Annotated in this window: 8 protein-coding genes and 1 tRNA gene; 5 read left to right on the top strand and 4 right to left on the bottom strand. The window is 35.6% G+C overall.

Annotated elements, in window-relative coordinates:
* Positions 1 to 972 precede the first annotated feature (972 nt).
* Positions 973 to 1,046, bottom strand: a tRNA-Arg gene (locus F6K23_RS11450).
* Between the two features lie 1,223 nt (positions 1,047 to 2,269).
* Here F6K23_RS11450 and F6K23_RS11445 point away from each other — a divergent pair.
* Both F6K23_RS11445 and F6K23_RS11440 read left to right on the top strand, forming a co-directional pair.
* Entirely contained in the window at positions 2,270 to 2,941 is a 672-nt protein-coding gene (locus F6K23_RS11445; protein WP_293154886.1) for an Npun_F0813 family protein, read from the top strand.
* A 369-nt stretch (positions 2,942 to 3,310) separates the two neighbouring features.
* Positions 3,311 to 4,264, top strand: a complete 954-nt coding sequence (locus tag F6K23_RS11440) for a hypothetical protein (RefSeq protein ID WP_124155103.1) — start codon at positions 3,311 to 3,313, stop codon at positions 4,262 to 4,264.
* Position 4,265: 1 nt separating this feature from the next.
* Here the strand turns inward: F6K23_RS11440 and dapB are convergent, their stop codons facing one another.
* Both dapB and F6K23_RS11430 read right to left on the bottom strand, forming a co-directional pair.
* Positions 4,266 to 5,093 (bottom strand): 4-hydroxy-tetrahydrodipicolinate reductase, encoded by an 828-nt coding sequence (gene dapB / locus F6K23_RS11435; protein WP_293154884.1) that lies wholly within the window; start codon positions 5,091 to 5,093, stop codon positions 4,266 to 4,268.
* A 151-nt stretch (positions 5,094 to 5,244) separates the two neighbouring features.
* Entirely contained in the window at positions 5,245 to 6,846 is a 1,602-nt protein-coding gene (locus F6K23_RS11430) for a transposase (RefSeq protein WP_293154882.1), read from the bottom strand.
* A 264-nt stretch (positions 6,847 to 7,110) separates the two neighbouring features.
* Here F6K23_RS11430 and bchI point away from each other — a divergent pair, with 264 nt between their 5' ends.
* Complete coding sequence (bchI, locus tag F6K23_RS11425) at positions 7,111 to 8,217, top strand: magnesium chelatase ATPase subunit I (RefSeq protein ID WP_375340755.1); 1,107 nt, start codon at positions 7,111 to 7,113, stop codon at positions 8,215 to 8,217.
* 694 nt (positions 8,218 to 8,911) lie between these two features.
* Here bchI and F6K23_RS11420 read toward each other — a convergent pair.
* The gene (locus tag F6K23_RS11420) at positions 8,912 to 9,061 is read right to left on the bottom strand and encodes a hypothetical protein (RefSeq protein WP_293154879.1); all 150 of its coding nucleotides are present in this window, start codon (positions 9,059 to 9,061) and stop codon (positions 8,912 to 8,914) included.
* A gap of 318 nt (positions 9,062 to 9,379) precedes the next feature.
* On the opposite strand from F6K23_RS11420, the gene ruvC reads away from it, so the two are divergent.
* Both ruvC and F6K23_RS11410 read left to right on the top strand, forming a co-directional pair.
* Positions 9,380 to 9,877, top strand: coding sequence for a crossover junction endodeoxyribonuclease RuvC (gene ruvC, locus F6K23_RS11415; RefSeq protein ID WP_293154876.1), 498 nt, complete (start codon positions 9,380 to 9,382; stop codon positions 9,875 to 9,877).
* Positions 9,878 to 10,421: 544 nt separating this feature from the next.
* Positions 10,422 to 11,228 (top strand): TPM domain-containing protein, encoded by an 807-nt coding sequence (locus tag F6K23_RS11410; protein WP_293154873.1) that lies wholly within the window; start codon positions 10,422 to 10,424, stop codon positions 11,226 to 11,228.
* Positions 11,229 to 12,432 lie beyond the last annotated feature (1,204 nt).

Below are 12,432 nucleotides of genomic sequence, written 5' to 3'. Positions count from 1 at the left end.
TACAAACCAAAAGTCTAATATTAAAGGTCAAAAGCCAAATTATTTCTATGATTGAGGTATAATACTAATCTGATAAATGTTTGCTACAAATAACTAGGCTATTTATTAGAAGTCAGGTGGGAAAACCGTCAGATTGGGGACGAACAGGAGGACCGAGTCAGCAGGGAAGAAGAAGGAAGAGGAGAAAGAGGAGAAAGTTTTTTGATCACTAATTATCCGGACATGATATAAATTATCTTTTTCGTCAAAGGGACATCTCCTTTCAACAATGAATAATGAATAATTACCTCTCCTTGAAAAGAAGAGGATTGACAAAGAGATGAAAATTTTTCTTTATTATCCCCTTAAAGGGGGAGGCGCATACCCACAATTTTTCGGTAAAATCTTTTGTTCGCCTCAGCGGAACTGAATTCTATCGCACTTATTATTCGTAACATTCTTTTTTCACGCTTGGTATAAGAATTTGAAAATGTCCTCAGCAAACTTTGAACTGCAATATAGCACTGCTGCTTAAATTCTCATATCTACATAATTTGTGTCATCTCAATATTTAGAGCTTCTCCGAGAGTTTTGACGAGCAAAAATTATCGTGAAACTAATCATAGAAATCTGGGTAATTATCATGGCCATTAAATATCTATGACAATTGGCGTACTCCAGGTGAAGTGTGAAGTATTAAACCCAATATTCAAGGGGTTAAACAGCAGTTATTCCCAATTCCCTATTCCCTACTACTGGCGTGACACGCCTAAAACTGTGTAATAGATTTTTGTTTCTAGGTGTCTTGATCTCCCCACACTCCCCACACCCCCCACACTCCCCACACTCCCCACACCCCCCATCTAATCCACCATTTAAGGTGTGTCACGCCACTACCTTCCGCGGAATGTAGGATGAAAATTATGTTTGATCATTTTTAGAGAAAGCCTCAAACACTTGCTGTATCTAGGAACTTTTTAAATTTAGTATCTACGGGTGCGGCAGGATTCGAACCTGCGGCTCGCGACTTAGAAGGTCGCTACTCTATCCAACTGAGTTACGCACCCAATTTTAAACTATGAGATTGAGATTACTCTTTATTATTCTACTTGGCAAATCTCCAAATAGGCAAGTCGATCTTTGATATTTAGATTATTTGATATTTAGATTAATTAAGTACAAGTGTGTTGAGAGTAAATGGACTAGAAATACTAAATCCGGCGATCGCTATTATTTTGATTATGAGGATCGGGCAGAATACACTCGTGCTGAGAGTAGAATTTATTATGTATGTTCCATTGAGGTAAAAATACTTATAGCTTGTTCTCGAAGAAGCCCACACAAAAATTTCAGTAGAGCAGTTTCAGATGAATTATGGCCTTATTTCCTCTAAGAAATTTGATCTAGACAGTTATTAATATATTTAGGAGCAAGATACTTGAAAACTTGTAAATCCAGTATTGTAATTGTATAGCAATGAGCGCTGGTATATTTACAAATTGCAGGAGGGGCAAAATAGCTAAAAGTCTTATATTATCAGCAATTTATTCCCCCTGTTGCCTTCCGGAGCTGTTGCCAGATGAGCTGCGCACAGCGCTATATAAGAGAAAATCTGTAAAAATATACAATGTCTGGTGATGGAAAAATTTCACACACGGTAATCAGGGAAGGGGTGAGATAATTCTTAAATATTACACTACCGATAAAGTATGGTAAGTCTCTCATACTAACTTAATATATCTATACTTTATAAGTCCACAATTTTAGCTTTTGCTTGAGGGAGTTATATTATTTATAGGATAGTGATAAATATGTAAGGATATTTATTAGTACATCCTTTCCATGGTCAGGAGGTAAGCTGTAAAAATTATTACTTATTTACCACTACCATTTATAGATTGAAAAATCACAAGTTGTATCCGTGCGAAGTATAGCTTAAAGCTGTGCTTACTAAAATACCTGTAGTATTTTTATAGAAAATCATAGTTATTATATATATAAAATTAAATCTATGTGAGAGGATTCATTAATTAAATTATTGGTAAGAATCTACTAAATTCTTTGAAAGCTGATAAAACTTATTCTAACTAGGGAAAAAAATTTCTATCTTTGTCAGATCGTGTTTTTTATTGGTGGTCAGGTGTGACAGTTAAACCCTGTGGACTAGGTGGTGCCGACACTTCTAGCTAGAAACAGGAAGTATTTGTAAACAAATGTTAGCAAATATAAAACAGATTACAATTACACCAATAGTACCCCAGGTGATTATGGGAGTCTAATCTAAAGTGTCATGTTTATTCTGAAAAGGCAAGATGTTGAAATTACAAGTATTCAACACCCAAAAAAGGATCAACAGATCCCTATTCTTAGTTATCAAGGGCAAACTTTTCGCTTAATCAGTCTTTTTAAGGCCGAGCAAGCTGAAGAAGCTAGATCCTTCTGGCGAGATTTAACAGATAATCGTGGTAAAGCTTGTGTTTTACTTGAGGAAGCTGATCGATATAGTGTTTGGGGAAAAATCCGCTTAGAGCAACTTAGTAATGAAGACTCAAAAGATGAGGACACCATTACTCCTTCCTTTATTCAGGGTTGTTTACTGCTAGTACAAGCTGTTTACTTTGATGTAGAAGATTTATTAGGTAATCGACAGGCCAAGTCCTTTCACAAGGATTTTACCAAACTTCTTCAGAAAAGAAACTTTCCTAATACTGATTCCTCTGATGCAACTAAAGCTTTGTTAACTGTCGATCCTGTGAAAAAATTACCACTACCTTCCTGGCGGGAAGTTCATCTATATACTTTACTGCAAGAAGTCCATCATTTAGGTGAAGAATATTTTGGTAATTCCAATTTTGCTGAAGGTATTGATGAAATCTTAGAATCTATGTCTAGTTCTGATAAAACTCAGTTTATGGCTTGGCTGAATCAATTTCCTGAAGGTAAACAATGGGCAATAAAGTAATTGAAAAAGTTTGCTAGTATCACTTCTGGAGTTAGGTTAAAAATTGATATTGGTCGTTCTAAATTAAATAAAATGTTGCTACATAATAAGTTTGGCATCAGATTGTATTTATATGTTTAAAAAACATTTAAAATCAAATAGTCTATCAATATTTTATTTTGTCCAATCTTGATTAGTAGTAGGTTCAATTCATTAATATTAATTTGATTGATGAAAAAAAATCTATTTCTTGAATATTGATTGGTCAAAAAAAAAGTAAGTCTATTTTTATCTCCTTAATACCTTTGATAAATCTCAAAACAAGACTAAAAATGGTGAAAAATGGAGATAAAATATGTGTCCAAAGTTAAGCTTGATGAGAATATTCCTATGAGCAGCACTTCAGAAAAATCATCTACCCTTACTAAGTCTTTATTCTCAGCCCAGACTATTGTAATTACTGGTCTTATTTGGGGTGTACTTGCCCTATTATTTTTTCTCCTGTTTAGTGTACCTTTACCAGGGGAAGAATTACCTTTTTGGTACTCTGTTGGTACTTACATATTTGAACTGGGAGCTTACTTATTAGCTTCTATAGTTTGCTTTAGAAATTGGCAAAGCCCTCAAATGGTTAGTGGGCGTAATGTATGGATGGGCATTGGTTTAGGATTATTATTCTACTTTATTGCTGGTGTGGTTTTTGGTTGTTGGGAACTACTTTGGGAACTAGACCCCGATGTTTCACTAGCAGATATTTTCTACACTTTTTCTTACTTGTTCATTGGTTGGGGCATGACATTGGCTGTCACTTCTAAACGGCTAAATCTAGAATTTTGGCAGTGGGGAGTTTTAGCTGGAGTAGCAGTTGCAGGAGTTGCTTTGGCTATTTGGGTCGCTGAACCTTCATTTTTTGGTATATTATCTAGTCCAGATACTTCAGTCTTAGAAGAGGTAGATATAGAAGAAGTATCGGCAAATTTGGCTCCGTCTTGGGTACTAAGTATAGATCAGAAGTTAGAACCATTTGCTTATAGCATAAACTTGTTTTATATCATTGCCGATGTATTTTTACTAATTATTGCTACTGCTTTACTTCTAGCTTTTTGGGGTGGACGTTTTTCTCAGTCTTGGCGGATGATTGCTGCTGCTACATTTTCACTTTACATTGCTGATATGTATTTTAAGTGGTCAGATTCCCGCATTGAAGGAGATTATGAAAGTGGGGGTTTATTAGAGGTATTTTTTGTATTTACTGCAATTTTGTTTGGCATAGGTGCAGTTTTAGAATACGATATCTCCACTCGTTCTCGCCAAAGTAGACGTAGTAGACGCAGTAGTTCTTAGTCTAAAGTAGCTTTTCTAAACCATAGATTAGTTTGGTTAAAGATTGGATTTTACGAATGGCCAATAAAACTCCAGGCATATAGCAAGACCTATCTGTTGTGTCATGTCGTAAGGTATAAATTTGACCAGGCCCACCGAATATTACTTCTTGATGAGCAATTAAACCAGGTAAACGTACACTATGAATCCGAATTCCTTCCTCTGCTAAACAACCTCTGGCCCCTTCTATTTTTTCTGTTTCTTCAACATTAGGTACATTGTAAGTTTTTCCTAGCTCTGATAACATTTCTGCAGTTTTAATTGCAGTACCACTAGGAGCATCAGCTTTTTGATTGTGATGTAACTCAATAATTTCTACATGATCGAAATGCTGGGAAGCGGTGATCGCTGCTTGTTGGAGCAAAACCATACCAATGGAGAAATTAGGAATTATTAGTGTACCAATACTGGCTTTTTCTGCAAATTCTGCTAAGTCCTGAATTTGTTCTGGACTGAGACCTGTAGTTCCTACCACTGGTCTGACACCATAAGCAATAGCGGAACGAACATTTTCATAAACACTATCTGGGTGAGTAAAATCAACCATTACTGGTGCTTGCTTTTCCTGGGTGGCCATGACTAACATTCCCTGTAAATCATCAATCACTGGCACTTCTAGTTCTCCACAACCACACAATTCGCCAGCATCTTTACCAAGATATTCAGGTTGGCGGTCTATGGCACCAAAAAGAGTCATGTCACTAGCATTTGCTACAGCTTTTATTACTTCACGGCCCATCTTGCCCGCAGCACCATTAACAATTACTGGAGTGGAAGTTTGATTTGTCATAATTTCTATCAATATTAGATACTAGGAGTCAACATAGGCATTTTAGAGCATTTTATTTAACTAAACACTTCGAGACCTTCCAATAAATTAATTATTTCTCCTAGCAGATACATCAAGCCCGGCAATTCCCGGCAAAAGTCGGGAAAAGCGTTCATAGCAACGTGACGGCAGAACCATCCACGCAGGCGGTATCTCGCAATGCTTTGAGAAAAATTCCCAAAGCGCCATTCCAATCTCTCGGCATTGAATGACCGCAATGTGGACATTTAAAATGCTTTGAACCTCCTAAGTTTTGATGAACATGACCGCAATGAGTACAAGTTTTGGAAGTATATTCCTCAGTTACATCTATTACGGTTGCCCCTCGTTTTAAACCGTGAAACTTAAGGATTTGTTTGAAACGATAATGTGCCCAATTTAGCATTTGGCGAACTGTTTTTGAGTTAAGTTGGCGTTTTTTATTTCCTGATTTGGCAACCATTTGGGATGACTCAAAAGTAGGGAGAAAGATGACGCGATACTCACTCGTTAACCATTTTGCTACTTTTTTATGGACTTCATCTATGAGATTTCTTATCCTAATAAATAAGCTGTTAATTTTTTTGTTTAATCCCTGTCTTTTGTACTTATTTTGGCGACCTTTTAACACAGTTTTGTTGGATATTAGTCGATCAATATGCTGTGCCAATCTAAATATTCTGGTAATGTCTCCCTTACCTATATCAACAAATTTTTCTCCATCAAATCCCGTTAAAAAACTGCGGACACCAGGATCTAAAGCTATGATGGATTGACTTTTAGAGTTTTCTGGTTTAAACTCTTTTGGAAATATAGCAAACCAACGTTTTTTATCATAAACTAATTGGGTTTCTGCATCCCAAGACTGTTCTCTCACAAAACTCTTGTATGTGCCATCTTTTTGCTTTTGTTGGTATTCAATATTATTAGTAGGAATTACTTCTGATACTTGGAACTTTAATCCTTTCGTTAATGATGGCAACCAAGTACCTTTTTTAAAGTCTTCGACTCTAAATTTAATTGATTGTATTCGGTCTCTAATGGAACGAAAGTTTCCGCAACTTGGCTGTTTAATCCCACTTTTACTACTAGCTTTAAATGCAGCATTAGCATCATAAATTGCGTTGACTTTAAGATGATATGGTGATTCTTTTATCCAATCTGGTAAACTTTCATTCTTCAAAACAACTTTACGCAAATCGTATTTAGAAATCAACCCGTGTTTACGTTGATAAGCTATGGCTTGATTGAAGCAATATCTACTTGCTGCTAGCCACTTTTTCCAAATTTGATGGAGATTTTTTTCTGGGTAAACTCTGATACGCAGAGATTTGAGATGAATACTTTCAAAGTCCATACAATCTTGCTCAGAAACAGTGGAGGATTGAAAAGATGTCTTCAACCATTTCCGGTTAGGGAGATTCTTCAACTCTGCCGTGAACCACGATTTGGCCAGAGTGTAGGGTACATAACCATTGGAGCAAATCGAAGCCAAATCAAAGGAACCTATCTTTGTATGTGACCACAATAGATTGGACATTTCCTGACATGACCCGTTCCAATATGGTAAGCATTTTTTTTCGTTATTTATTGAGTCCGACTCCGGTTTCTTTGATAAGCTCTCTTTCAGGGTATTGGGATTGGAGATATTCACATTGACGCTACAAATCTTTTCCCCTGGCATGACATAGTTTTTTACTATTTCCTGCAAGTTGATGTTTTCATCTTCTACCATTGCACTATTTGCAGTAAATTGCCAGGGTTTCTAAAATCTAGTCTTAACACCTAATACCTAGCACCTAATACCTGATACCTTCTTCAAAGGTTTCCTCTAAATTGATATACTACTATTTTATTTATAGTGCTACGCAAACACGGCACAGACATTTGTCTTCTCTATTTTCCCTGTTCCCTGTTCCCTATTCCCTTAAATAAAGAAATTCTAATTGTCCGTCAATGTGCAAAAATAAAAATTAGTAATCAGAATTTAGAGTCTACTGTGAGTCCAATCGCTCAAGCCAACAATACGGTAAATACATCAGTTAAACCAGCCGTCCCCAGAATTCGGGCTGTTTTTCCCTTCACTGCAATTGTCGGCCAGGAAGAAATGAAACTGGCCCTGTTATTAAATGTAATTGACCCCAAAATAGGGGGTGTGATGATTATGGGCGATCGTGGCACTGGTAAATCTACTACTATCCGTGCTTTAGCTGATCTGCTCCCAGAAATTGACATTGTTTTAGACGATCCTTTCAACAGCGATCCTCAAGACCCCGATCTAATGAGCGATTCTGTGCAAGATAGATTGGCACAACAGCAAGAAATTGCTGTAGTTAAAAGAAAAGTCCAAATGGTGGATTTACCATTAGGGGCTACTGAGGACCGGGTTTGTGGTACTATTGATATTGAAAAAGCTTTATCAGAAGGGGTCAAAGCTTTTGAACCTGGATTATTAGCTAAGGCAAATCGTGGCATTTTATATGTTGATGAGGTTAATCTTTTAGATGACCATTTGGTTGATGTTTTGCTTGACTCAGCAGCCAGTGGGTGGAATACTGTAGAAAGGGAGGGTATTTCTATTCGTCATCCTGCTCGTTTTGTGCTTGTGGGTTCGGGAAATCCAGAAGAAGGGGAATTACGGCCTCAATTACTGGACAGATTTGGAATGCACGCCGAAATTAGGACTGTTAAGGACCCTTCATTACGAGTTCAAATTGTTGAACAACGTTCAGCTTTTGACCAAAATTCTCAAGAATTTTTATTAAATTACCAAATACAACAGGAAGAATTACAGGATAAGCTTGTAGGTGCTCAACAAAAGCTAAAATCAGTGGAAGTTGATTATGATTTACGAGTGAAAATTTCTCAAGTTTGTTCTGAGTTAGATGTGGATGGTTTACGGGGAGATATTGTTACTAACCGTGCGGCAAAAGCTCTAGCTGCTTTTGAGGGTAAGACAGAAGTGACGGTGGAAGATATTGGTCGTGTTATTACAATGTGTTTACGACATCGACTACGAAAAGATCCATTGGAAAGTATTGATTCTGGTGATAAGGTAAAGAAAGTTTTTAATAGAGTTTTTGGATTGGCAGAGGTAGAAGGATAATTTAAGAATTAATCTTCGTTCATTGTAGTTGAATTTTTTAGGGAGAAGCAGATTGATAAAAGCGATTTTTTTGAGGTGAAAAATTAGCTATTTAACAATTGTGAAAAACTTGTATCAGTGCTTCTCCTAATTTGATTAAATTATGGGTGGTTTTTCAGAGAATTAAAAATCTTAAATCTTTTAATAGAGTAATTAGCAGTTATATCATGTCCGGTAACATCGGTATTGTATAGTGAAGGTAAGGAAGAAGGAAGAAGGAAGAGGGAAGAAGGCTTAAAAGCTTGAAAAAACCTAAATTTCCTGTAGATATTCACCCTTGGTTTTACACAAACGATACCAGCTGACATGATATTATTATATAGAATCAGGGTAATTAGTCACTGTATTCGTCATTGCGACTGGAACGGAGTGGAAAGAAGCAATCTCATGTGGCGCAAGAAGGATAGTCGCACAGCTTTTATAACTATAGGTTTTGGATAAGTTTGCGAAAGGACAACTTTTGAACAAAAAATAGCACTTTTATTCGTGACAGTATTAGTCACAATTACTCCTATTGCATTCTCAAGATTGAGAGATTAAAAATTATTGATACCAAATTAAAAAAAATAGTTATAGTCAAAACACCTACAAAGCGACTAATACTAATTTATAAAAACAGGTTTTATCTAAGGCTAAAACTGGGTGCATCTCATATTTACAACAATACTTTTTTCCTATATATTTCCTGTTGCCTCACAGGAGTGCGCATTCCCTTGCGACTGACGTCATCGCGGGGTCGCACCGCTGTTGCCTGTTGCCTTCGGGAGCTGTTGCCTAAAAGCGATAATTTTTTGGCTTTATTCACGCATTGAGATGCACCCCTGAAACTTTTATTATCTCTTTACCTGAGTCCTCAATTTACAAATATTGAGATGCACCACTTTATGATTTTTTTCACTTAAGTTAAGTTATGAATTTAACAATGATGAACAACTGGCAACCAGGTACTTTATTAAATAATAGCAGATACACCATAGAAAAATTAGAGCTACTCTCATGTTCGGAATTTTGGCGTTCCTTATACAGTAGAAAAACTGACAAAATGTAATATTTGATAAGAGCTTATAATTTTATCCGATTCCCTACAACCAGCAAATTTACTATAAGAATCAAAAGTCTAAAATTGGAAAAGTTAATTATTGGATTAGATCCAGGTCTTGCAATATTAGGATTTGGAGTAATTAAATGTGTTTATAATTCAAAAACATACAAGATAGACTCTACTTCTCTGGTTGATTTTGGCGTGATTAAAACTACAAAAAAACAAGAAATGGGCGAGCGTTTAATCACAATTTATGAAGATTTACATACGATATTTAATACTTTTAAACCAGACTTAGCAGCTACAGAGAAACTATTTTTTTATCGTATGGGCAATACAATTTTACTTGCCCAAGCTAGAGGAATTTTAATGTTAGTATTAGCCCAACATGGAATTCCATTAATAGAGTTTACACCTGCACAAATTAAAAAAGCACTAACAAGTTATGGCAATGCAAATAAATCTGATGTGCAACAAGCAGTAGCAAGAGAATTAGATTTAGACTACATTCCCAAACCAGATGATGCTGCTGATGCTTTAGCAATTGCTTTAGCGGCAAGTTGGTTGAGTGAAATCTAGACTTCCGCAACTTAGGGTTTGGTTAATAAATCTTTTAGTAGGGCTAGGAGACAGGAGACAGGAGACAGGAGACAGGAGACAGGAAAAATGGGAATTATAGAGGAGGTAGTCGGAAAAATTGTCCCCAGATTGTTCTGCCATAATCGTCCCAAAATACTAGTGCAGAATGGCGGAAATAACTGACCAGTTACACAATCCTAAAAGCCTTACCAATCAATACTTCTGACTGAAGTCAGAAGTTATTTTTGTAACGGGGATTTGAGCAACTCTACAAAAATATTTCCCCTTAAAAGGCTGGGTTTTAGACCCATATTATTTTAATAAAAAATAGAAATAGTGATCTTTAATACATAATTATATTCTTATTTGTATTACCAATAGTCAGTATTATTCAGTCAAAAGTTTCAACAATATTAACATTGGCTGCGCATTTTATATAAATGTGAGGTAAAGTAAATAAATGTAAAGAAATATGAGATTTTTCTGAACCCTTTTTTAATACAAGCATTTACTGTCCACTTTTGAGTTTAAAACTAAAGATAAGATGAAAAAAAACTTTTTAAAAAAAATTTCTGTATTAATTGTAGGAGTTTTCGCGACATTATCAATTTTTGCTCTAACTCCTGGAGTTGCCAATGCTTATGATAATCCTCAGTTACTCCCGGAAGAGCAAACACCAATTATTGACTTAGCAAGAACTTTAACGGACATTCAAGAAGATATATTAGCTAAAGATTTAGAGCAATTTGAAACTGAAACTGGTTGGAAACTGAGGGTTTTGACTCAATTTGACCGTACTCCTGGTAGAGCAGTTAAAGATTTTTGGGAACTTGATAATAGAAGTGTCTTATTAGTAGCGGACTCCCGTGGTGGTAATATTTTGAACTTTAATGTGGGTCGCGCTCTGTATGAATTTCTACCTCGGACATTTTGGGTGGAGTTACAGACTCGCTACGGTAATCAATTTTTTGTGCGAGACCAAGGTGAGGACCAATCTATTATCCAATCATTAGAGTCTATCAAAACTTGTTTACGTCAAGGTGGTTGTAACGTTGTCCCTGGTTTACCAAGAGAGCAATGGATTTTAACTTTAATTACATCAGCGCTTGGTGGAGTAATTTGTGGTTTTGCAGCTCAACCCCGGAAACCGGACCAAGCTTTTTCTTGGCAGTGGGCGTTAATATTTTCTCCATTGTGGGGAATTTTGTTTATTGCTTTTGGGATTGGTCCAGTAGTGACGAGAACTTCAGATTGGTTGCCATTGACTCGTAATGTTGCAGCTTTTCTGATTGGTGCTTTGGTTGCTTATTTGACTCCTTTTCTCAGTCAATCTTCTGCTTCTGAAACATAAGAAGAAGGAAGAAAGAAGAAGGAAGAAGGAAGAAGAAAAAAAGACTGAAATTGGAAAAAGTGGAGGGGATAGTCTTCGACAAGTCGCTCCACGTCTACAAACCCCAACTAATTGTAAAAACCGCTAGTGATGATGGGTTATTAAACCCAAAAGAAAAGGATAAATTTATAAAATATCAGTGGAAAAAACTAAGAGTTAGAGATGTTTTATTTGTGTAAGTATCTCTAGCTCTTTTTTATTGTCTGAAGTTAGTAGAAAGACGAGGGAAGAAGGCTTTAGTTATCTAGGATAGAAGGTTTTAGTTATCTAGGACAGAAGAAAAAATTTTGTGTTGTCTGAGTTTTAAGCTTTTGATATTTCCGCGCCTTTTCCTTCGACTTCTATAGTTTTCAGCTACATTTATAGGGGCAAACTTTTACAAAATATTCTGGATAGTTAGTTATCGTATTATTCAGGAGAAAGGAGTAAAGAAGAAAGGAAGAATAAGAGTGGGAATTATCTGGGGATATACCGACATTTTTTGTATGTGTTGAATGGAAGTAGAGAATGCGATAATTGTATAACCGGATTTGGTAAAAAAATCAGAAAAGGAAGTTCAGATATTACTTTTTGGCACTTGAGAGTAAAAATTTAATTGCTAAAATAGAGATAGCACAGAAAGGCGATCGCTAGTTTTAAGTCTGTGAATAAGATATTATTTTTATCTCTACAAAATTACTATTGAAAAAATTAATGAAATTCAAAATAAACTAAAAGAATTAAGTGGTGGTGAGTTTCAAAAATTTGCTGATGCTTACCTTTATAAAAAAATTGAATAGGTTAAGTAAATTAAATCATTAGGGTCTGTATGGGGAACTAAAAAAAATCAGAAAAGGAAGTCCAGATATTACTTTTTGGCACTTGAGAGTAAAAATTTAATTGCTAAAATAGAGATAGCACAGAAAGGCGATCGCTAGTTTCAAGTCTGTGAATAAGATATTATTTTTATCTCTACAAAATTACTATTGAAAAAATTAATGAAATTCAAAATAAACTAAAAGAATTAAGTGGTGGTGAGTTTCAAAAATTTGCTGATGCTTACCTTTATAAAAAAATTGAATAGGTTAAGTAAATTAAATCATTAGGGTCTGTATGGGGAACTAAAAAAAATCAGAAAAGGAAGTCCAGATATTACTTTTTGGCACTTGAGAGTAAAAATTTAATT

This window comes from Okeania sp. SIO2C9 (genome assembly GCF_010672455.1).
Lineage (GTDB): Bacteria > Cyanobacteriota > Cyanobacteriia > Cyanobacteriales > Microcoleaceae > Okeania.
The sequence above is the reverse complement of the archived record's forward strand: the minus strand, read 5'-3'. Positions and strand labels throughout refer to the sequence as shown.